Origin of the sequence: Streptomyces sp. NPDC006140 (assembly GCF_040628815.1) — a bacterium.
Classification (GTDB): Bacteria; Actinomycetota; Actinomycetes; order Streptomycetales; family Streptomycetaceae; genus Streptomyces.
In genome coordinates, this window is sequence record NZ_JBEXTS010000018.1 from 61,318 (window position 1) to 83,273 (window position 21,956).

Consider the following 21,956-nt stretch of genomic DNA (forward strand, 5'->3'; position numbering starts at 1 on the left):
GCCTGCCGGCCGGGAGCGGAAGCGATGTCGGCCTGCCGGCCGGGAGCGGAAGCGATGTCGGCCTGCCGGCCGGGAGCGGAAGCGATGTCGGCCTGCCGGCCGGGAGCGGAAGCGATGTCGGCCTGCGGGGATGGGGTCGGAAAGGCTGTGGCGGAGCGGGTCGGCTTGTGCGGGCGGTGGTGGCAGGTGGTGCCGTGTGATCCCCGCCCGGGCGGCGCGGTTACCGGCGCTGGCCGTAGTCGCGCAGGCGCTCTTCCACCTCCGTCAGTTGTTCGCGGGAGAGCAGGCTCGGGGACATGCCCGGCACCGACGTGGCGGTCAGCCACAGGCGGCACATCCATTCCAGTTGGGCGGTGCGGTCGTAGGCCTGGTCGAGGGTGGCGCCGTAGGTGACGGTGCCGTGGTTCTGGAGGAGGCAGCCGGAGCGGCCGGGGAGGGCGCGGAGCATGTTCTCGGCCAACTCGTCGGTGCCGTACGTGGCATACGGGGCAACCCGGACGGGCCCGCCGAGGGCGGCGGCCATGTAGTGGATCAGCGGGAGCTCGCTCACGAGCGTCGAGACGGCCGTCGCGTGCACGGCGTGGGTGTGGACGACGGCGCGGGCGTCGGCCGTGCGGTAGACGGCGAGGTGCATGGGCAGTTCGCTGGTCGGGACGAGCGTGCCGAGGACCTGTCGGCCGTCGAGGTCGACGCCGGTCACGTCGCCGGGGGTCAGCCGGTCGTAGGGGACGCCCGACGGCGTGACCAGGACGGTGTCCCCGACGCGCACCGAGACGTTGCCCGACGTGCCGACGACGAGCCCCTCGGCGACCGTCCTGCGGGCCGTGGCGACGAGGTCCTCCCAGGCGCTCGCCTCCTCGGGCCGGACCCCCCTGCGCCGCGGCTCCCCCGCGCCCGGTCCGCCGTCCCGGACGTCCCGTCCGCCCCGTTCGTCACCTCGCTGCTCAGCCATGCGGCGATCCTGCCAGCCGGCCCCTCGGCCCGCCGCCGAGCGGGGGCACTTTAGACCGGAAGCCGAACATCCGTAAGGGTGCAGACCGGCACAAAGCACTCCCGATCTTTCTTGGCCGGAGATCTCCGGGCATTCAACGATCTTCCAGTACGCTCTGGGGGATTTGCCTACACGTCGCCATTCCGGGGGGAAACATGGCCCGTGACCGCACACCGACCCGACGCCGCGGCCGATGGCTCGCGCTGTACGCGGCGGCACTCGCCCTGGGAGGGACGGCGCTGGCCGAGGCGCCGGCCTCGGCGGCGAGCCGTCCGAAGGGACACGACGTCTCGTCCCACCAGAAGAACGTCGACTGGCAGAGCGCGAAGAAGAAGGGCGCCCGGTTCGTCTACGTCAAGGCGACCGAGTCCACCACCTACCGCAACCCGTACTTCGGTCAGCAGTACAACGGCTCGCGCAACGCGGGCCTCGTCCGCGGCGCGTACCACTTCGCACTGCCGAACCGGTCGTCGGGCGCGGCGCAGGCGGCGCACTTCGTGGGCAACGGCGGCAGCTGGAGCGCGGACGGCTGGACGCTGCCTCCCGCGCTCGACATCGAATACAACCCGTACGACAAGAAGCGAAAGTGCTACGGCCTGAGCAAGGCGCGGATGGTCGGCTGGATCAGGTCGTTCAGCGACGAGGTCAAGCGGCTCACCGGCCGCCGCCCGGTGATCTACACGACCACCCACTGGTGGAAGACGTGCACGGGCAACAGCTCCGCCTTCGCCGCCGACCACTCGCTGTGGATCGCCCGCTACGACTCGGCGAGCGCGGGGACGCTGCCCGCGGGGTGGTCGTCGTGGACCTTCTGGCAGTACGACAACGGCAGCGGCGCCCTGCCGGGTGACCAGAATCTCTTCAACGGGTCACTCGATCGACTGAAGCGGTTCGCAAGGGGCGCCTGATCGTAGGGGCGCAAGGCCTGCTCAGCGGGGTGGAACGCCGACCTTCCGCTGCGGACACCCCTGCGCCCCTCCCAGTTCATCTTCCGTTCACTCAGGTTACCTACGTTCGTCTGGCCAACGACCTCGAACGATTGCCTGGGTAAATGGAAAGCTTCTCGCTGATCCTCGCGATTGTGGTGGTAACCGCACTCGCGTTCGATTTCACGAACGGTTTCCACGACACCGCGAACGCGATGGCCACGACCATTTCCACGGGCGCCATGAAGCCCAAGGTCGCAGTGGCCATGTCCGCTGTCCTCAACCTGGTCGGCGCCTTCCTGTCCGTCGAAGTCGCCAACACGATCTCCAAAGGCCTCGTCGACGAGGCCGGTATCCGTCCCGAGGTCATCTTCGCCGCCCTGGTCGGCGCGATCCTCTGGAACCTGCTGACCTGGCTGGTCGGTCTGCCGTCCAGTTCCTCGCACGCCCTGATGGGCGGTCTGATCGGCGCCACGATCGCCTCGGCGGGCGTCGGCGCGGTGCACGGCGACGTGCTGGTGACGAAGGTGCTGATCCCGGCGATCGCCGCCCCGCTGGTCGCGGGCATCGCGGCGATGCTCGCCACGCGGCTGACGTACTCCCTGGGCAGGAAGGCCGACGGCAAGGCCTCCGAGAAGGGCTACCGGGCCGGCCAGATCGCCTCCGCGGGCCTGGTCTCCCTGGCGCACGGCACCAACGACGCGCAGAAGACGATGGGTGTCATCACCCTGGCCCTGGTCGCCGGCGGCGCCGTCGCGCCCGACTCCGACCCGCCCATGTGGGTCATCCTCTCCGCGGGCATCGCGATCGCGCTCGGCACCTACCTCGGCGGCTGGCGCATCATCCGCACCATGGGCAAGGGGCTGACCGACCTCCAGCCGCAGCAGGGCTTCGCCGCCCAGACCAGCGCGGCGACGGTCATCCTGGCCTCCTCCCACCTCGGCTTCTCCCTGTCCACCACGCACTCCGTGTCCGGCTCCGTGATGGGCGCCGGTCTCGGCCGCAAGGGCGGCGTGGTCCGCTGGTCGACGGCGACGCGCATGTTCGTCGCCTGGGGTCTGACCCTGCCGGCGGCGGCCCTGGTGGGCGCGCTCGCCGAGTACGTGACCGGCTTCGGCGACTGGGGCACCGCCGTGGTGGCCGTCTTCCTCGTCGCCTCGTCGGCGGCCATCTGGAAGATCTCCCGGCGGGAGGTCGTCGACCACACCAACGTCAACGACACGGACGACGCGGAGCCCGCCGGTGTGGTGACCACGGCGATGGCCGCGGTGACGCCGCCGCCGGCCGGTGCGGCCGCCGACGCGCCGCCGTTCCCGGCCCAGGCCACCGCCGAGCGCACCCCCTCCACGACCACCACGGTCTGACCCGCCCACCGGCAGCGAGAAGGAAGCAGAGATGAAGATCGACTGGGCGGCCCTCGGTTCCGTCTTCGGCGTGAGCCTCGTCGTCACCGTGGCCCTCGTGGGCCTGTTCACCCTCGGCATCACCGGCCTGTCGCGCCGCGAGCGCGCGGTCGCCGAGGGCGGGTCCGCGGGCCTCGCCGTCACGGGCGCGTACGCGTGCTTCGCGGCGTGCGCGGCGGCCGTCGGGTACGGCATCTATCTGATCGTGGCCTGACGGCCCGACCGCACATCGTGTCCCCCGGGCGGCACGGGACCCCGGTCCCGTGCCGCCCGGTCGTCGTGTGCCGGCAGGGGCCGGTGTGGGGTTCTCCACACTCTCCCCGCGCAGGTCAAGGGCAAGTTGACGGCGGTTCGCGGCCGTGGTGGACTTCCGGGGCCAGTACGGCGGCAGGAGAGGAAGCCGGTGTGAGTCCGGCGCGGTCCCGCCACTGTCACCGGGGTAGCCATCCCCCGGGAGCCAGGAACTCTCACCGCCGGTCACGTCGAACCAGGGCGCGGACACCCTGAGTGAGGACACGTATCGCCATGCGCGGCTGCCGATCGAGGTTCAGCACACCACCCCTGCCTGCCCTGTTGGCCGGCTGAGCCCATGGGTGCCGGTCGCGTCTTCGCGTACGGTGCCGCCGCCGGCCTGATCGGTGACCTGCTGCTCGGCGATCCCCGCCGGGGGCATCCGGTCGCCGCGTTCGGGCGGGCCGCGGGTGCCGTGGAACGGGTGTTGTGGCGGGACCACCGCGGGTGGGGCGCGTCGCACACCCTCGTGTGCGCGGGAGGCGCCGTCGCGCTGGGGGCCGTCGCCCAGCGTGCGGTGCGCTCCTCCGCCGTCGCCTCCGTCGCGCTCACCGGTGCCGCCACCTGGGCCGTTGTCGGGGGGACTTCGCTCGCGCGCGAGGCGCGGACCATCGGACGGGCCCTGGAGACGGGCGACGTCGAGGCGGCCCGGGCTCGGCTGCCGCATCTGTGCGGGCGGGACCCGCAGGCCCTCGACGCCGACGGCATCGCCCGGGCCGTGGTGGAGTCCGTCGCCGAGAACACCTCCGACGCGGTCGTGGGGGCGCTGGTGTGGGGGGCCGTCGGCGGAGTGCCGGGGCTGCTCGGGTTCCGGGCCGTCAACACCCTCGACGCCATGGTGGGGCACAAGTCGGCCCGTTACCGCCGCTTCGGGTGGGCCTCCGCGCGGCTGGACGACCTCGCGGGGTGGCCGGGGGCGCGGCTGACGGCCGTCCTGGCGACGCTGGCCGGGCCGGATCCGCGCGGTGCCGTGCGCGCCTGGCGGGCGGACGCGGCGCGGCACCCGAGCCCCAACGCCGGGCCTGTGGAGGCCTCGTTCGCGGGGGCGCTCGGGGTGCGGCTGGGCGGGACCCTGTCCTACGGCGGGCGGGTGGAGCACCGGCCCGTGCTCAACGGGGCGGGGCGGGGCGTCGGCATCCGGGACGTCGAACGGGCCGTGCGGCTGTCCCGGCGCGTCGGCTGGCTCGCGCTCGGCGTCTGTGTCGCCGCGCGCCACATCACGAAGGGGCGTACGTCATGAGCGGTGGGCTTCTCGTCGCCGGAACCACCTCCGACGCGGGCAAGAGCGTCGTGACGGCCGGGATCTGCCGGTGGCTGGTGCGTCAGGGCGTCAAGGTCGCGCCCTTCAAGGCGCAGAACATGTCCCTCAACTCGTTCGTGACACGCGAGGGCGCCGAGATCGGGCGGGCGCAGGCCATGCAGGCGCAGGCCTGCCGGATCGAGCCGACCGCGCTGATGAACCCCGTGCTGCTCAAGCCCGGGGGCGAGCAGAGCAGTCAGGTCGTGCTGCTGGGCAAGCCGGTCGGGGAGATGAGCGCGCGCGGCTACCACGGCGGGCGGCAGCAGAAGCTGCTCGGGACGGTGCTGGACTGCCTGGAGCAGTTGCGGGGCACGTATGACGCGGTGATCTGTGAGGGGGCCGGTTCGCCCGCCGAGATCAACCTGCGGCGGACCGACATCGTCAACATGGGCATCGCCCGCAACGCCGGGCTTCCGGTGCTCGTCGTCGGCGACATCGACCGGGGCGGTGTCTTCGCCTCGTTCTTCGGGACGGTGGCGCTGCTGTCCCGCGAGGACCAGGCGTGCGTCGCCGGGTTCCTCGTCAACAAGTTCCGCGGGGACGTCTCCCTGCTGGAGCCCGGTCTGGAGATGCTCCAGGACCTCACGGGACGGCGGACGTACGGCGTGCTGCCCTTCCGGCACGGGCTCGGCATCGACGAGGAGGACGGGCTGCGGGTGTCCCTGCGGGGAGCCGTGCGGGAGTCCGTCGTCGCGCCGCCGCTCGGGGAGGACGTGCTGCGCGTCGCCGTGTGCGCCGTGCCGCTGATGTCCAACTTCACCGACGTGGACGCCCTGGCCGCCGAACCGGGCGTCGTGGTGCGGTTCGTGGACCGGCCCGAGGAACTGGCCGACGCCGACCTCGTCGTCGTGCCCGGCACCCGCGGCACGGTCCGCGCGCTGGACTGGCTGCGCGAGCGGGGGCTCGCCGACGCCCTGGTCCGCAGGGCCGCCGAGCAGCGTCCGGTGCTCGGCGTCTGCGGCGGCTTCCAGCTCCTCGGCGAGCACATCGAGGACGACGTCGAGAGCCGCCGCGGGCATGTCGACGGGCTCGGGATCCTGCCCGTGCGGGTGCGGTTCGCCCGTGAGAAGACCCTCACCCGGCCGGAGGGCGAGGCCCTCGGCGAGCGGGTCGAGGGCTACGAGATCCACCACGGGGTCGCCGATGTCACCGGCGGCGACCCCTTCCTGGACGGCTGCCGGGTCGGCCAGACCTGGGGCACCCACTGGCACGGCTCGCTGGAGTCGGACGGCTTCCGGCGGGCGTTCCTGCGCGAGGTGGCGGCCGCCGCGGGCCGCCGTTTCGTGCCGGCTCCGGACACCTCGTTCGCCGCGCTGCGCGAGGAGCAGCTCGACCGGCTCGGCGACCTGATCGAACAGCACGCGGACACGGACGCGCTGTGGCGGCTCATCGAGTCCGGCGCGCCGCAAGGACTGCCCTTCATCCCACCGGGAGCACCCGCATGAGCACTGTCTTGTTGTTGTCGACCGCCGACACGGACCTGCTGGCGGCCCGGGCCGCCACGGGTGCCTCGTACCGGATCGGCAATCCGACCCGCGTGGACGTGCGCGAGGAGCTGCCGGCGCTGCTGGACGGCGCCGACCTCGCCGTGGTGCGGCTGCTCGGCGGCAAGCGGGCCTGGGAGGACGGGCTCGCCGCGCTGAAGGCCTCGGGGGTCCCCACCGTGCTGCTGGGCGGCGAGGCCGTGCCGGACGCGGAGCTGATGGCCGAGTCGTCCGTGCCCGCCGGGGTCGTCGCCGAGGCGCTGAAGTACCTCGTGGAGGGCGGGCCGGAGAACCTCACCGAGCTGGCCCGGTTCCTGTCCGACACCGTGCTGCTCACCGGTGAGGGCTTCGCCGCGCCGCGGAAGATGCCCGAGTACGGCGTGCACGGCGAGCGGGCGCACCACGAGGGGCGCCCGACCGTCGGTGTGCTCTTCTACCGGGCCCACGAGCTGAGCGGCAACACGGCCTTCGTGGACACCCTGTGCGACGCGATCGAGGCCCACGGCGCCAACGCGCTGCCGGTGTACTGCGGTTCGCTGCGCGGGGCGGACGAGGGGCTGTACGAGATCCTGGGCCGGGCGGACGCCCTGGTCGCCACCGTCCTGGCCGCCGGCGGCACGCACGCCTCGCAGGCCTCGGCCGGCGGTGACGAGGAGGCCTGGGACATCGGCGCCCTGGCCGAGATGAACATCCCGGTGTTGCAGGGGCTGTGCCTGACGTCCTCGCGGCAGGCCTGGGAGGAGTCGGACGCCGCCCTGTCCCCCATGGACGCCGCGATGCAGGTGGCGATCCCGGAGTTCGACGGGCGGCTGATCACCGTGCCGTTCTCCTTCAAGGAGCAGGGCCCGGACGACGTGCCCGTGTACGTGGCCGACCCGGAGCGGGCCGCGCGGGTCGCCGGCATCGCCGTACGGCACGCCCGGCTCAAGCACAAGGAGAACGCGGAGAAGAAGCTCGCGCTGGTCTTCACCGCGTACCCGACCAAGCACTCGCGGGTCGGCAACGCGGTCGGGCTCGACACGCCGGCCTCGGCGGTGCGGGTGCTGGACGCGCTGCGGGACGCCGGGTACGCCGTCGAGGGCTATCCGGACAACGGTGACGAGCTGATCCACCGGCTGATCGAGGCCGGCGGGCACGACGTGGAGTGGCTGACGGAGGAGCAGCTCGCCTCGGCGCCCGCGCGGGTGCCGCTGGCGGACTACCGGGCCTGGTTCGACAAGCTCGACCCGGAGCTGAAGGACGCCATGACCGAGGCGTGGGGCGAGCCGCCGGGCGGCCTCTACGTCGACGGGGACGACATCGTGCTGGCGTCCCTGCAGTTCGGGAACGTCGTGGTGATGATCCAGCCGCCGCGCGGCTTCGGCGAGAACCCGATCGCGATCTACCACGACCCGGACATGCCGCCCTCGCACCACTACATGGCCGCCTACCGCTGGCTGGAGCACAGTTTCGGCGCCGACGCCATCGTGCACATGGGCAAGCACGGCACCATGGAGTGGCTGCCGGGCAAGGGCCTCGGGCTGAGCGGCGGTTGCGCCCCGGACGCCGTCCTCGGCGACCTGCCGCTGATCTACCCGTTCATCGTCAACGACCCCGGCGAGGGCACCCAGGCCAAGCGCCGCGGCCACGCCACCGTCGTCGACCACCTCGTGCCGCCGATGGCCCGCGCCGACACCTACGGCGACCTCGCCAAGCTGGAACAGCTCCTCGACGAGTACGCGCTCGTCTCCGACCTGGACCCGGCCAAGGCCCCGGCCGTGCGGGCGCAGATCTGGACGCTGGTGAAGGCGGCCGAACTCCACCACGACCTGCACGTCGACGAACAGCCCGACGACGAAGAGTTCGACGAGTTCGTCATGCACATCGACGGCTACCTGTGCGAGATCAAGGACGTGCAGATCCGCGACGGACTGCACATCCTCGGCGGCGGCCCGGTCGGCGAACCGCGCGTCAACCTGGTGCTGGCCGTGCTGCGCGCCTCTCAGGTGTGGGGCGGGCAGGCCGGCGCGCTGCCCGGGCTCCGGGCGGCGCTGGCGGAGCACTTCGGGCTGGTGGAGAAGGAGCTGCTGGCCGAGCCGGGCGCCCCGGTGAAGGTGCCGGCCGAGCTGGCGGACCTGGTCGACGGCCCCGCCCGCAGCGCCGCCGACGCGATCGACCTGCTGGAGCAGCTGTGCCGGCGGTTCGCCGAGGGCATGGAGGAGCGCGGCTGGGCGGTCGCCGAGAGCGCGCCGCTGGTGCGGGAGGTCCTCGGCGCCGAACTGCCCGAGGCCGTCGCCGTGCTGGAGTTCGCCTGCAATGAGGTCGTGCCCCGGCTGGCGCGCACCACCGACGAGATCGGGCACATCCTGCGCGCCCTGGACGGCGGTTACGTCCCGGCCGGTCCCTCCGGCTCGCCGACCCGCGGTCTGGTCAACGTCCTGCCGACGGGCCGCAACTTCTACTCGGTCGACCCCAAGGCGATCCCGTCCCGGCTCAGCTGGGAGGTCGGGCAGTCGCTCGCGGACTCGCTGGTGCAGCGGTATCTGACGGACACCGGCGAGTACCCCAAGTCCGTCGGCCTGACGGTGTGGGGCACCTCGGCCATGCGCACCCAGGGCGACGACATCGCCGAGATCCTGGCGCTGCTGGGCTGCCGCCCGGTGTGGGACGACGCCTCGCGCCGGGTGACCGGGTTCGAGGTGATCCCCCTGGCGGAGCTGGGCCGGCCGCGCATCGACGTCACGGTCCGCATCTCCGGGTTCTTCCGGGACGCGTTCCCGCACGTGGTGGGGCTGATCGACGACGCCGTGCGCACGGTGGCCGAACTGGACGAGCCCGCCGACGCCAACTACGTCCGGGCGCACGCCGACGAGGACACCGCCGAGCACGGTGACCGGCGCCGCGCCACCGCCCGTATCTTCGGCTCCAAGCCGGGGGCTTACGGGGCCGGTCTGCTGCCGCTGATCGACGCCCGCAACTGGCGCTCCGACGCGGACCTCGCCGAGGTGTACGCGGTGTGGGGCGGCTACGCCTACGGGCGGGGGCTCGACGGGCGGGCCGCGCGCGGGGACATGGAGACGGCGTTCAAGCGGATCGCGGTCGCCGCGAAGAACGTCGACACCCGCGAGCACGACCTGGTCGACGCCGACGACTACTTCCAGTACCACGGCGGCATGGTCGCCATGGTCCGCCACCTCACCGGCGCCAGCCCCGAGGCGTACGTCGGCGACTCGGCCACCCCGGACCAGGTGAAGACCCGCACGCTGGGCGAGGAGACCCACCGCGTCTTCCGGGCCCGGGTGGTCAACCCGCGCTGGATGGCGGCCATGCGGCGGCACGGCTACAAGGGCGCCTTCGAGATGGCGGCGACCGTGGACTACCTGTTCGGGTACGACGCCACGGCCGGGGTCGTGGACGACTGGATGTACGAGAAGCTCAGCGCCGAGTACGTCTTCGACCCGGAGAACCGGGACTTCATGAAGAAGTCCAACCCGTGGGCGCTGCGCGGGATCACCGAGCGGCTGCTGGAGGCCGCAGAGCGTGGGCTGTGGGCCGAGCCGGACGCCGAGACGCTGGAACGGCTGCGCGCCACCTACCTGGAACTCGAAGGCGACCTGGAGGGCGACGAGAAGTGACCACCCCCTTTCCGTTCACGGCCGTCGTCGGCCAGGACGACCTGCGGCTCGCGCTGCTGCTGAACGCCGTGTCACCGGCGGTCGGCGGTGTGCTGGTGCGCGGCGAGAAGGGCACGGCCAAGTCGACGGCGGTTCGGGCGCTGTCGGCGCTGCTGCCTCAGGTCCCGGTCGTCCCCGGCTGCCGTTTCTCGTGCGACCCCGCCTCCCCCGACCCGGGGTGCCCGGACGGGCCCCACGAGGCCGGCGGCGGTGTCGAACGGCCCGCGCGCATGGTGGAGCTGCCCGTCGGCGCCTCCGAGGACCGGCTCGTGGGCGCGCTGGACATCGAGCGGGCGCTGTCTGAGGGCGTGAAGGCCTTCGAGCCCGGCCTGCTCGCCGACGCGCACCGCGGGATCCTCTACGTCGACGAGGTCAACCTCCTCCACGACCACCTGGTCGACCTGCTGCTGGACGCCGCCGCGATGGGCGCCTCGTACGTGGAGCGCGAGGGCGTCTCCGTGCGGCACGCCGCGCGGTTCCTGCTCGTCGGCACGATGAACCCCGAAGAGGGCGAGCTGCGGCCGCAGTTGCTCGACCGGTTCGGGCTCACCGTCGAGGTCGCGGCCTCCCGGGAGCCGGACCAGCGGGTGGAGGTCGTGCGCAGGCGGCTGGCCTACGACGACGATCCGGCCGGGTTCGCGGCCCGGTGGGCCGAGGAGGAGGCGGAAGTACGGGCGCGGATCGTGGCGGCGCGTGAGCTGCTGCCGTCGGTGCGGCTGGGCGACGGGGCGCTGCGGCAGATCGCGGCGACCTGCGCGGCCTTCGAGGTGGACGGCATGCGCGCCGACATCGTGATGGCCCGCACCGCGACCGCGCTGGCGGCCTGGGCGGGGCGTACGGACGTGCTCGCGGAGGACGTGCGGCAGGCGGCCCTGCTGGCCCTCCCCCACCGGCGGCGGCGCAATCCCTTCGACGCGCCGGGGCTGGACGAGGACAAGCTCGACGAGACGCTGGAGGAGTTCGGCGGCCCGGAGGACGACGACCCGGACCCGGACCCCGGGCCGGACGGGCCCGGCGGGGGCGGCGGGCAGCCTGACCCCGGCGAGGGTCCCGAGGGTGGTGACACCGGTGCCCGGCCCGAGGCCGGGGAGGGCGGGCAGCCGCAGCCGTCGGGCGGCGGCGAGCAGTCGGCGGTACGGCCCTCCGAGCCGTTCCGCACGAAGGTGCTGAGCGTGCCCGGGATCGGCGAGGGTGCGGCCGGGCGGCGTTCGCGGGCGCGGACCGAGCACGGGCGGACGACCGGGGCCCGGCGGCCCCGGGGCGCGCTCACCAAGCTGCACCTGGCGGCGACCGTGCAGGCCGCGGCCCCGCACCAGCGGGCGCGCGGACGGTCCGGGCCGGGCCTGGTCGTGCGCCGGGACGATCTGCGGCAGGCCACCCGCGAGGGGCGCGAGGGCAATCTCGTGCTGTTCGTCGTGGACGCCTCCGGGTCGATGGCGGCGCGGCAGCGGATGAGCGCCGTGAAGGGTGCCGTGCTGTCGCTGCTGCTGGACGCCTACCAGCGGCGGGACAAGGTGGGGCTGGTGACCTTCCGGGGCACGGGCGCGGACGTCGCGCTGCCGCCGACCTCGTCGGTGGACGCGGCGGCGGCCCGGCTGGAGTCGCTGCCGACGGGCGGGCGGACGCCGCTCGCGGCGGGGCTGCTGCGCGCGCACGACGTGCTGCGGGTGGAGCGGCTGCGCGATCCCGCGCGGCGGCCGCTGGTCGTGCTGGTGACCGACGGGCGGGCCACCGGTGGCCCCGAGCCGGTCGCCCTGGCCGGGCGTGCGGCTCGGCTGTTCGCGGCCGACGGGGTCGCCTCCGTCGTCGTGGACTGTGAGTCGGGGCCCGTGCGGCTGGGGCTCGCCGGGCAGCTCGCGGGTGAGCTGGGCGGTACGGCCGTGACGCTGGACGAGCTGCGGGCGGACAGCATCGCCGGGCTGGTGAAGGACGTACAGAGGAGGGCAGCGTAATGCCGCAGGGACAGCCGAGTGTGGTGCCGGACGACGGACTGACGACCCGGCAGCGCCGCAACCGGCCGCTGGTCGTGGTGCACACGGGCGTGGGCAAGGGCAAGTCCACCGCCGCGTTCGGGCTCGCGTTGCGGGCCTGGAACCAGGGGTGGCCCATCGGGGTGTTCCAGTTCGTCAAGTCGGCGAAGTGGAAGGTCGGCGAGGAGAACGCGCTGCGGGTGCTGGGGGCGTCCGGGGAGGGCGGGTCCGTCGACTGGCACAAGATGGGCGAGGGCTGGTCGTGGGTGCAGCGCGACGACCAGATGGACAACGAGGAGAAGGCCCGCGAGGGCTGGGAGCAGGTCAAGCGGGACCTGGCGAACGAGACGTACCGGCTGTACGTGCTCGACGAGTTCGCGTACCCGATGCACTGGGGGTGGGTCGACACCGACGAGGTCGTCGACGTCCTGCGGGACCGGCCCGGGACCCAGCACGTGGTGATCACCGGGCGCAACGCCCCGGAGAAGCTCGTGGACTTCGCCGACCTCGTGACCGACATGTCCAAGGTCAAGCACCCCATGGACGTCGGGCAGAAGGGGCAGAGGGGCATCGAGTGGTGAGTGCTTCCGTCCCCCGGCTGGTCATCGCCGCGCCGTCGTCCGGCAGCGGCAAGACCACCGTCGCCACGGGGTTGATGGCCGCGTTCGCCGCGCGGGGGCTCGCCGTGTCCCCGCACAAGGTCGGGCCGGACTACATCGACCCCGGGTACCACGCGCTCGCGACCGGGCGGGTGGGACGGAACCTGGACGCCTACCTGTGCGGGCCCGACCTGATCGGGCCGTTGTTCCTGCACGGGGCGCGGGGGTGTGACATCGCCGTCGTCGAGGGCGTGATGGGGCTGTACGACGGGGCGGCCGGGGAAGGGGAGCTGGCCTCCACCGCTCAGGTCGCGAAGCTGCTGCGGGCGCCGGTGGTGCTGGTCGTCGACGCGTCGTCGCAGTCGCGGTCCGTCGCGGCGCTGGTGCACGGGTTCGCGTCCTGGGACCCGGAGGTGCGGGTCGGGGGCGTGATCCTGAACAAGGTCGGGTCAGACCGGCACGAGGAGCTGCTGCGGGAGGCGCTGGATTCGGCCGGGGTGCCGGTGCTGGGGGTGTTGCGGCGGGCGGAGCAGGTGGAGACGCCGTCGCGGCATCTGGGTCTTGTGCCGGTCGCCGAGCGGCGGGCCGCGGCGGTGGAGGCCGTGGCGGCGATGGGGGCGCAGGTCTTGGACGGCTGTGACCTGGGGGCGTTGGAAGCCCTGGCGCGTGCAGCCGGTGCCGTATCAGGGGGCTCCGTCCCCTGGACCCCCGCCTCGCCCACCCACCGCCCGACGCGGTCGGACGAGCAGCAGGCGCCCGTCGTCGCCGTCGCCGGTGGCCCCGCCTTCACCTTCTCCTACGCCGAACACACCGAACTGCTCACCGCCGCCGGGGCGCAGGTCGTCACGTTCGACCCCCTGCGGGACGAGGAACTGCCCGAAGGGACCGCCGGGTTGGTGATCGGGGGCGGGTTCCCCGAGGTGTACGCCGCCGAGCTGTCCGCCAACGAGCCGTTGCGCAAGGCCGTCGCCGAGCTGGCGAACAGCGGCGCTCCCGTGGCCGCCGAGTGCGCCGGGCTGCTGTACCTGTGCCGGGAGCTGGACGGGCTGCCGATGTGCGGAGTGCTGGACGCCGGGGCGCGGATGAGCGAGCGGCTCACGCTGGGCTACCGGGACGCCGTGGCCGTCGGCGACAGTGTGCTCGCGGCGGCCGGGACGCGGATGCGCGGGCACGAGTTCCACCGGACCGTCGTGGAGCCCGGGTCGGGGGCGGAGCCCGCCTGGGGCGTCCGCACACCCCGGCCCCGGGTCGAAGGTTTCGTACAGCGCGGTGTGCACGCGAGTTATCTGCACACGCACTGGGCGTCCGAGCCCGGTGTCGCCCGTCGGTTCGTGGAGAGGTGCCGGACGTCATGAGCAGCAGGCTGGTCGGAGTCGGGGTCGGCCCCGGGGATCCGGAGCTGGTGACCGTCAAGGGCGTGAACGCCCTGCGCGCGGCGGACGTGGTCGTGGTGCCCGTGATGGACACGGGCGAGCGCGGGCGGGCCGAGGCGACCGTGGTGCACTACGTGCCCGAGGAGAAGGTCGTCCGGGTCGTGTTCGCGCTGAACGAGCGCAGCGACCGGGCCCGGCGCGAGGCGGCCTGGGACGCGGCGGGCGAGCGGGTCGCCGAACTGCTGCGCGCCCACGCGACCGTGGCCTTCGCGACCATCGGCGACCCCAATGTCTACTCGACCTTCACCTATCTCGCGCAGACCATCGCCGAGCTGGTGCCGGGGACCGTCGTCGAGACCGTGCCCGGGATCACCGCCATGCAGGACCTCGCCGCCCGGTCGGGTGCCGTGCTGACCGAGGGGACCGAGCCGCTCACGCTGGTGCCCGTCACCGCGGGGGCGACCGTGCTGAAGGAGGCCCTCGCCGGGCCCGGGACCGTCGTCGCCTACAAGTTCGGCCGGCAGGCGCACGAGGTCGCCGAGGCGCTGCGCGAGACCGGGCGGATCGGGGACGCGGTGTGGGGGTCGGCGCTGGGGCTGGCGGAGGAGTCGATCCGCCCGGCCGCCGACCTCGACGGCGCTCCCCTGCCCTATCTGTCGACGCTCATCGCGCCCGCCCGGCGCGAGGGCGGCCGGGGCGGAAAGCTCTGACCGGGCCGCCCGTTCATCACCGTCCAACCCCTGTACGAGAGGACCCACCCATGGCCGACGCCCCCGCCGGCAAAGTGACCTTCGTCGGTGCCGGCCCCGGCGCCGCCGACCTGCTGACGTTCCGCGCCGCGCGCGCCATCGCCGAGGCCGACGTCGTGATCTGGGCGGCCAGCCTGGTCCAGGCCGAGGTCCTCGACCACGCGCGCGAGGGCGCGGAGATCCTCGACTCGGCGACCATGTCCCTGGAGGACGTCGTCGCCGTGTACGAACGGGCCCGCCGCGAGGGCCTGAAGGTCGCTCGTATCCATTCCGGTGACCCCGCCCTGTGGGGCGGTACGCAGGAGCAGCTGGACCGGTGTGCCGAGATCGGGATCGCGACCGAGATCGTGCCCGGGGTGTCGTCCTTCTCGGCCGTGGCGGCGCTGGCGCAGCGCGAGCTGACCATCCCGGAGGTCGCGCAGTCCGTGGTGCTGACCCGGCTCGGCGGCGGCAAGACGCCCATGCCGCCCGGTGAGGAGGTCCGCGAGTTCGCCAAGCACGGCACGACCATGGCGGTGTTCCTGTCCGCAGCCCGCAGTGGGCAGCTGGTGCGGGAGCTGCTGGAGGGCGGGTATCCGACGACGACCCCGGTCGTGGTGGCGTACCAGGCGACCTGGCCGGAGGAACTGGTCGTGAAGTGCACGATCGGCACGCTGGAGGAGACGGTCAAGGAGCACAAGCTCTGGAAGCACACGCTGTTCCTGGTCGGACCCGCCCTCGACGCGCACGGCACCCGCTCGCACCTGTACCACCCGGGGCACTTCCACGGCTACCGCAAGGCCGACCCCGAGGCCCGCCGGGCGCTGCGCGAGCGGGGGGCGAGTACGTGATCACGGTGATCGGCACGGGGACGGGGGCGGCGCCTTCCGGTGACGTCCTCGCCGGTGCCGAGCTGGTCGTGGGCGGGCGGCGGCATCTGGACGCCGCCCGGCTGCCGGAGGGCGCCGAGCGGGTCGTGCTCGGGCCGCTCGCGCCTGCCCTCGACACCATCGGGGAGTACGTCGCGAAGGACCGGCCGGTGCTGGTGCTGGCCTCCGGGGACCCCGGGTTCTTCGGGATCGTCCGGGTGCTGGCCGAGCGGTTCGGGCCGGAGCGGCTGGACGTGCGGCCCGGGGTGTCGTCGGTCGCCGCCGCGTTCGCGCGGATCGGGCTGCCGTGGGACGACGCCGTGGTGGTGAGTGCCCACGGGCGTGGGCTGCGCACGGCCGTCAACGTGTGCCGGGCGCGGGCCAAGACGGCCGTGCTGACCGGGCCGGGTGCCGGTCCGGCCGAGCTGGGTGCGGCCCTGGCGGGCTGGGACCGGGTGCTGGTCGTCGCCTCCGGGCTCGGCTCGGCGGACGAGCGCGTGGAGCGGGTGACGCCCGCCGAGGCCGCCGCCCGGGACTGGGGCACGGCGGTGAACGTGGTGCTGTGCCTGGAGCCGGCGCGGGCGCTCGGACCCGTGCGCACGGTCGCGGGCCCTGGGGAGCAGCCGGCCGGCTGGGCCCTGGACGAGGCGGAGTTCGCCCACCGCGACTCGATGATCACCAAGTTCGAGGTGCGGGCGCTGGCCCTGGCCCGGCTGGGTCCCCGGCTGGGTGACCTGGTGTGGGACGTGGGCGCGGGCTCCGGCTCGGTGGCCGTGGAGTGCGCCCGGCTCGGGGCGGCGGCCGTCGCCGTGGAGAAGGCGCCCGACGGGGTGGAGCGCGTCCGCGCCAACGCCGCCGCGCACGGGGTGGACGTACGCGTGGTGCACGGCGCTGCGCCGGCCGCGCTGGAGGAGCTGGCCGACGACCCGGACGCCGTGTTCGTCGGGGGCGGCGGGCGGGAACTGCCCGCGATCGTCGCCGCGTGCGCCCGGCGGGCCCGGCGCACGGTGGTCGTCGCGATGGCCGCGCTCGACCGGGTGCCGGCCGCGCGCGAGGCCCTGACGAGCGCCGGGTTCTCCTGCGACGGGGTGCTGTCGCAGTCGTCCCGGCTCGCGCCGCTGCCGGGCGATGTGACCCGGCTGGCGGCGACCAATCCGGTTTTCCTGTTGTGGGGTGTCCGTGAGCCCCTGGATCGTGAGGGAGTTGCCCAGTGATCGGCCTCATTTCCGCCACCGCGGCGGGGGCGGCGGCACGCGACCGGCTGGCCGCGGCGTGGCCGGACCGCACCCGCGTGTACGACGGGCCCGTGGGGGACGCCGTCCGGCGGGCGTTCGCGGAGTGCGAGCAGCTCGTGTGCTTCCTGGCGACCGGCGCGGTCGTGCGGATCGTCGGCCCGCTGCTGGCCGACAAGGCGAGCGACCCGGGCGTGGTCTGTGTGGACGAGGCCGGGCGGTTCGCCGTGTCGCTGGCCGGCGGGCACGGCGGCGGCGCGAACGAACTGGCCCGCGCGGTCGGTGAGGTGCTGGGCGCCGAGCCCGTGGTGACCACGGCGACGGACGCCGTCGACCTGCCCGGCCTGGACACGCTCGGCCTGCCCGCGGAGGGCGATGTCGCCGGTGTCTCGCGGGCCCTGCTCGACGGTGAGCCGGTGGCGCTGCGGGCCGAGGTGCCCTGGCCGCTGCCGCCGCTGCCGGTGGCGGCGGAGGGGGCGTACACGATCCGGCTGACGGACCGGCTCGTCGAAGCGGCCGAGCGGGAAGTGGTGCTGCGGCCCCCGTCCCTCGTCGTCGGCGTGGGCGCCTCCTCGGGCGTGCCGGCCGAGGAGGTGCTGGGGCTGGTCGAGTCGGCGCTGCGGGAGGCGGGGCTGTCCGCCCGCAGCCTCGCCGAGGTCGCCACCGTCGACGCCAAGGCCGAGGAGCCCGGGATCGTCGAGGCCGCGCGGCGGCTCGGGGTGCCGCTGGTGACGTACCCGGCCGGGGAGTTGTCCGGCGTCGAGGTGCCCAACCCGTCCGACGCGCCCCTCGCCGCCGTCGGCACGCCCTCCGTCGCGGAGGCGGCGGCGCTGGTGCGCGGCGGCGAACTGCTCGTGCCGAAGCGGAAGTCGGAGCGCGCCGACGGCACCCCGGCGATGGCGACCTGTGCCGTCGTACGGCGGCCCGGGCGCGGGCGGCTCGCGGTGGTCGGGCTCGGGCCGGGCGCCCGGGACCTGCTGACGCCGCGTGCGAAGGCCGAACTGCGGCGCGCCGCCGTGCTCGTCGGGCTCGACCAGTACGTCGACCAGATCAGGGACCTGCTGCGGCCCGGCACGCGGGTGCTGGAGTCGGGTCTCGGCGCCGAGGAGGAGCGGGCCCGCACCGCCGTCGAGGAGGCCCGCAGGGGGCAGGCCGTCGCGCTGATCGGCAGCGGCGACGCGGGCGTGTACGCGATGGCCTCGCCCGCGCTCGCCGAGGCCTCCGACGACATCGACGTGGTCGGGGTGCCCGGCGTGACGGCGGCCCTCGCGGCGGCCGCGATCCTGGGTGCGCCGCTCGGCCACGACCACGTGTCGATCAGCCTGTCCGACCTGCACACGCCCTGGGAGGTCATCGAGCGCCGGGTGCGGGCGGCGGCCGAGGCGGACATCGTCGTCACCTTCTACAACCCGCGTTCGCGCGGCCGCGACTGGCAGTTGCCGAAGGCCCTGGCGATCCTCGCCGAGCACCGCGAGCCCGAGACGCCGGTCGGTGTCGTGCGGAACGCCTCGCGGCCGGACGAGTCCAGCCGGCTCACCACGCTGGGCGCTCTCGACCCGGCGACGGTCGACATGATGACGGTCGTGACCGTGGGCAACACGGCGACCCGGGACATCGCGGGGCGCATGGTGACGCCGCGCGGCTACCGCTGGCAGAGCGGGCGGGAGGGCGCCGAGTGAACCGCGTCGTGCATCCCATCGAGGTGGAGTCCTACCGTCGGCTGCGTGCCCGGCTGGACACCTCCCACTTCCCGCCGCTGACCCGGGCGGTCGTGGAGCGGGTCATCCACTCCGCCGCCGACCTCGACTACGCCACCGACCTCGTGATGGCCGAGGCCGACCTGGAGAAGGCGCACGCCGCGCTGCACGCGGGGGCGCCCGTCGTGGTGGACGTGGAGATGGTCGGGGCCGGCATCACCCGCCGCGAGACCGTCTGCCGTCTGCGGGACGCCGAGGCCGGGCCCGGGCTGACCCGGTCCGCGCACGCGATCCGGCTCGCCTACGAGCAGGTCGGCCCGGGCGCCCTGTGGGTGATCGGCAACGCCCCCACCGCGCTGGAGGAACTGCTGACCCTGGACGCCGACCCGGCGCTCGTCATCGGCCTGCCCGTCGGGTTCGTCGGCGCCGTCGAATCGAAGGCCGCGCTGCGCGAGAGCGGGCTGCCCGCCGTGAGCAACGTGTCCGAGAAGGGCGGTTCGGCGGTCGCCGCCGCCGCGCTCAACGCCCTGCTGTACCACCCCACTTCCGCCGAGGAGAAACTGTGACCACCCCGCCCGCCCTGCTCATCGCCGGCCACGGCACCCGGGACGACGCCGGAGCCGAGGCGTTCCGCGACTTCGTACGGGAGCTGGGGGCCCGCCACCCCGAACTGCCCGTCGCGGGCGGCTTCATCGAACTGTCCCCGCCGCCGCTCGGCGAGGCCGTCACCGAGCTGGTCGAGCAGGGCGTGCGGCGCTTCGCCGCGGTGCCGCTGATGCTGGTGTCGGCCGGGCACGCCAAGGGCGACATCCCGGCCGCGCTGGCCCGCGAGAAGGAGCGCCACCCCGGCATCTCGTACACGTACGGGCGTCCGCTGGGCCCGCACCCGGCGCTGCTGAGCGTGCTGGAGCGGCGGCTGGACGAGGCGCTGGGCGCCGGGTCCGGGCGGACGCCCGGGGACCGCTCCGACGTGACGGTGCTGCTGGTGGGGCGCGGGTCGACGGACCCGGACGCCAACGCCGAGGTGCACAAGGCGGCGCGGCTGCTGTGGGAGGGGCGCGGCTACGCGGGCGTGGAGACGGCGTTCGTGTCGCTGGCGGCGCCGGACGTGCCGAGCGGGCTCGACCGGTGCGTGCGGCTGGGCGCGAAGCGGATCGTGGTCCTGCCCTACTTCCTGTTCACGGGCATCCTGCCGGACCGGGTACGGCAGCAGACGGAGGGCTGGGCGGCCGCCCACCCGGAGGTGGAGGTGCGCTCGGCCGACGTCATCGGTCCCGAGCCGGAGCTGCTGGACCTGGTGTGGGAGCGGTACGAGGAGGCTCTCAAGGGTGATCTGCGGATGAACTGCGACTCGTGCGTGTACCGCATCGCGCTGCCGGGCTTCGAGGACAAGGTGGGGATGCCGCAGCAGCCGCACTTCCACCCGGACGACGACGACCACCACCACGGTCACGGGCACGGGCACCACCACGGCGCGCACTCGCATGCCCACTGACGACGGGCCCGATCTGCGGCACCACGGGGACGCGGAGGTCCGTGACGACGGCGGCTCGCTGATCGACCTGGCCGTGAACGTCCGCGCGGACACACCGCCGGCCTGGCTGCGGGAGCGCATCGCCGGGTCGCTGGGCGGGCTCGCGGCCTACCCGGACGGCCGGGCGGCGCGCGCGGCGGTGGCGGCCCGGCACGGGCTCCCGGTGGAGGGGGTGCTGCTGACGGCGGGCGCGGCGGAGGCGTTCGTGCTGCTGGCGCGGGCGCTGAAGGTGCGGCGGCCGGTCGTCGTCCATCCCCAGTTCACCGAGCCGGAGGCGGCGCTGCGGGACGCGGGGCACACGGTCGACCGGGTGCTGCTGCGGGAGGAGCACGGCTTCCGGCTCGACCCGGCGGCCGTCCCCGAGGACGCGGACCTTGTCGTGATCGGCAACCCGACGAACCCGACGTCGGTGCTGCACCCGGCGGACGCGATCGCCTCCCTCGCCCGGCCCGGGCGGATGCTGGTGGTGGACGAGGCGTTCATGGACGCCGTGCCGGGCGAGCGGGAGTCCCTGGCCGGACGGGTCGACGTGCCCGGGCTCGTGGTGCTGCGCAGCCTGACCAAGACCTGGGGGCTGGCCGGGCTGCGCATCGGGTACGTGCTGGCGGCGCCGGAGACCGTCGAGGAACTGGAGCGGGCCCAGCCGCTGTGGCCGGTGTCGACGCCGGCGCTGGCGGCGGCCGAGGCGTGCGTGGGGCCGCGGGCGGTGGCCGAGGCGGCGCACGCCGCTCACCGCATCGCGGCGGACCGGGCCCACCTCCTGGCGGGCCTCGCCCGGTTCGCGCCGGCCGGACTGCGGGTGGCCGGGCCCGCGGAGGGCCCCTTCCTCCTGGTCCGTCTGCCGCACGCGTCCGCCGTACGCCGGCGCCTGCGCGACCTCGGCTACGCCGTGCGCCGCGGTGACACGTTCCCGGGCCTCGGCGGGGAGTGGCTGCGGCTGGCGGTGCGGGACCGGAGGACGAGTGACGGTTTCCTCCGGGCGCTGGAGCGTGCCGTGGAGGGCTGACGGCTCAGATCCCTGTCGCCTTGGGCGGGGCCGTCCCGGCCGGGGCGCCGTCCTGGGGGCGGCGGGACAACAGGACGCTGGTGACGGCGATCCACAGGCCGCCGGCCATGAAGGCGAAGAACCCGGCCCAGGGGACGAAGACCAGCACGCCGATCACGACGGCGGCCCAGGCCAGCCAGCGGGGCAGCGGGCTGACCGCGGCGCGGACGGTGGCCAGGCCCGCGCCCAGCAGCAGCACGCCCAGGCCGCCGACGAACGGGATGAAGAAACTCTCGCTGAGGGCGTTGAGGGCCTGGAGCGCCGGGCCGGACGCCGTCGGTTCGTCGGCGAGGTCCACCAGGGCCAGCGTGAGCGCGGACCCGGTCAGGAAACCGAGGGCGAGCAGCAGCCCGCCGCCCAGGACCACCCGGTGCAGCCAGCCGCCGCCGGCCGGGACGTCCCGGACGACGTGGGCCAGGTGGGCGGCGAAGAAGACGAAGAAGACCGCCGCCAGCACCAGCAGGTACAGGCCCGCTCCGGTCTGGGCCTCGTGGTCGGCGTAGAACGCCCTGGCCTCGGACCCGGTGGCGTCGTAGTCGGGGGTATCGCCGAAGAGCAGGAAGCCGACCAGGGTCAGGACGACGGCCACCAGTCCGGTCAGCGGTGCGATACGCATGAGGACCTCCCGCCCGGCAGGGTCCACCCCCTCACCTTCCACGCTGGCAGAGGTGTGCGCGGCCCGCCATGCGGGGCCGGTCGTCGCCCGCCATGCGGGCCCGGGCGTCGGCTCCGGCGGCGGGCGGGACGTCCGCGTGGTTCGCCGTGCAGGCCCGGGCGTCAGCTCCGGCGGCGGGCCGGAGGCCCGGGTGGCCCGCCGTGCGGGCCCGGGCGTCAGCTCCGGCGGCGGGCCGGAGGTCCGCG

Annotated in this window: 18 protein-coding genes and 1 riboswitch; of the genes, 16 read left to right on the forward strand and 2 right to left on the reverse strand. The window is 74.3% G+C overall.

The window, feature by feature from the left end:
- Positions 1-220: 220 nt before the first annotated feature.
- The gene (locus ABZ386_RS34905; RefSeq protein ID WP_358967595.1) at positions 221-952 is read right to left on the reverse strand and encodes a class II aldolase/adducin family protein; all 732 of its coding nucleotides are present in this window, start codon (positions 950-952) and stop codon (positions 221-223) included.
- A gap of 194 nt (positions 953-1,146) precedes the next feature.
- On the opposite strand from ABZ386_RS34905, the gene ABZ386_RS34910 reads away from it, so the two are divergent.
- The 16 genes from ABZ386_RS34910 (at position 1,147) to cobC (ending at position 21,056) form a co-directional block, all read left to right on the forward strand.
- Positions 1,147-1,899 (forward strand): lysozyme, encoded by a 753-nt coding sequence (locus tag ABZ386_RS34910; RefSeq protein ID WP_358967597.1) that lies wholly within the window; start codon positions 1,147-1,149, stop codon positions 1,897-1,899.
- Positions 1,900-2,042: 143 nt separating this feature from the next.
- On the forward strand, positions 2,043-3,281 hold the full coding sequence (locus tag ABZ386_RS34915; RefSeq protein ID WP_358967600.1) for an inorganic phosphate transporter: 1,239 nt from the start codon (positions 2,043-2,045) through the stop codon (positions 3,279-3,281).
- A 31-nt stretch (positions 3,282-3,312) separates the two neighbouring features.
- Positions 3,313-3,534 (forward strand): hypothetical protein, encoded by a 222-nt coding sequence (locus ABZ386_RS34920; protein ID WP_031108151.1) that lies wholly within the window; start codon positions 3,313-3,315, stop codon positions 3,532-3,534.
- A gap of 178 nt (positions 3,535-3,712) precedes the next feature.
- A riboswitch (cobalamin riboswitch) is annotated at positions 3,713-3,787 on the forward strand.
- A gap of 122 nt (positions 3,788-3,909) precedes the next feature.
- A complete protein-coding gene (locus ABZ386_RS34925) occupies positions 3,910-4,851 on the forward strand; it encodes a cobalamin biosynthesis protein (RefSeq protein ID WP_356504015.1) in 942 nt (313 codons plus the stop codon).
- Positions 4,848-6,356, forward strand: coding sequence for a cobyric acid synthase (locus tag ABZ386_RS34930; RefSeq protein ID WP_351346712.1), 1,509 nt, complete (start codon positions 4,848-4,850; stop codon positions 6,354-6,356). Before ABZ386_RS34925 ends, ABZ386_RS34930 begins: the two co-directional genes overlap by 4 nt.
- Positions 6,353-10,009: a cobaltochelatase subunit CobN gene (gene cobN / locus ABZ386_RS34935; protein ID WP_358967603.1), complete on the forward strand. Its 3,657-nt coding sequence runs from the start codon at positions 6,353-6,355 to the stop codon at positions 10,007-10,009. The genes ABZ386_RS34930 and cobN overlap by 4 nt, the downstream gene beginning before the upstream one ends.
- A complete protein-coding gene (locus ABZ386_RS34940; protein WP_351346716.1) occupies positions 10,006-12,000 on the forward strand; it encodes a putative cobaltochelatase in 1,995 nt (664 codons plus the stop codon). Before cobN ends, ABZ386_RS34940 begins: the two co-directional genes overlap by 4 nt.
- Positions 12,000-12,599, forward strand: a complete 600-nt coding sequence (gene cobO / locus ABZ386_RS34945) for a cob(I)yrinic acid a,c-diamide adenosyltransferase (protein WP_356614384.1) — start codon at positions 12,000-12,002, stop codon at positions 12,597-12,599. The genes ABZ386_RS34940 and cobO overlap by 1 nt, the downstream gene beginning before the upstream one ends.
- Positions 12,596-13,972 (forward strand): cobyrinate a,c-diamide synthase, encoded by a 1,377-nt coding sequence (locus tag ABZ386_RS34950; protein ID WP_358967606.1) that lies wholly within the window; start codon positions 12,596-12,598, stop codon positions 13,970-13,972. Before cobO ends, ABZ386_RS34950 begins: the two co-directional genes overlap by 4 nt.
- Positions 13,969-14,700 (forward strand): precorrin-2 C(20)-methyltransferase, encoded by a 732-nt coding sequence (gene cobI, locus ABZ386_RS34955; protein WP_355726387.1) that lies wholly within the window; start codon positions 13,969-13,971, stop codon positions 14,698-14,700. The genes ABZ386_RS34950 and cobI overlap by 4 nt, the downstream gene beginning before the upstream one ends.
- A 50-nt stretch (positions 14,701-14,750) precedes the next feature.
- Positions 14,751-15,569, forward strand: coding sequence for a precorrin-4 C(11)-methyltransferase (cobM, locus tag ABZ386_RS34960; protein WP_351346724.1), 819 nt, complete (start codon positions 14,751-14,753; stop codon positions 15,567-15,569).
- Positions 15,566-16,801 (forward strand): precorrin-6y C5,15-methyltransferase (decarboxylating) subunit CbiE, encoded by a 1,236-nt coding sequence (gene cbiE / locus ABZ386_RS34965; RefSeq protein ID WP_358967609.1) that lies wholly within the window; start codon positions 15,566-15,568, stop codon positions 16,799-16,801. The genes cobM and cbiE overlap by 4 nt, the downstream gene beginning before the upstream one ends.
- A complete protein-coding gene (gene cobJ, locus ABZ386_RS34970; RefSeq protein ID WP_358967611.1) occupies positions 16,798-18,498 on the forward strand; it encodes a precorrin-3B C(17)-methyltransferase in 1,701 nt (566 codons plus the stop codon). Before cbiE ends, cobJ begins: the two co-directional genes overlap by 4 nt.
- On the forward strand, positions 18,495-19,082 hold the full coding sequence (locus ABZ386_RS34975) for a precorrin-8X methylmutase (RefSeq protein WP_037756942.1): 588 nt from the start codon (positions 18,495-18,497) through the stop codon (positions 19,080-19,082). The genes cobJ and ABZ386_RS34975 overlap by 4 nt, the downstream gene beginning before the upstream one ends.
- Positions 19,079-20,011: a sirohydrochlorin chelatase gene (locus ABZ386_RS34980; RefSeq protein WP_356504025.1), complete on the forward strand. Its 933-nt coding sequence runs from the start codon at positions 19,079-19,081 to the stop codon at positions 20,009-20,011. Before ABZ386_RS34975 ends, ABZ386_RS34980 begins: the two co-directional genes overlap by 4 nt.
- Positions 20,001-21,056, forward strand: a complete 1,056-nt coding sequence (gene cobC, locus ABZ386_RS34985) for an Rv2231c family pyridoxal phosphate-dependent protein CobC (protein WP_358967615.1) — start codon at positions 20,001-20,003, stop codon at positions 21,054-21,056. The genes ABZ386_RS34980 and cobC overlap by 11 nt, the downstream gene beginning before the upstream one ends.
- Before the next feature lie 4 nt (positions 21,057-21,060).
- On the opposite strand, the gene ABZ386_RS34990 is transcribed toward cobC, so the two are convergent.
- The gene (locus ABZ386_RS34990; protein WP_351346735.1) at positions 21,061-21,711 is read right to left on the reverse strand and encodes a hypothetical protein; all 651 of its coding nucleotides are present in this window, start codon (positions 21,709-21,711) and stop codon (positions 21,061-21,063) included.
- Positions 21,712-21,956 lie beyond the last annotated feature (245 nt).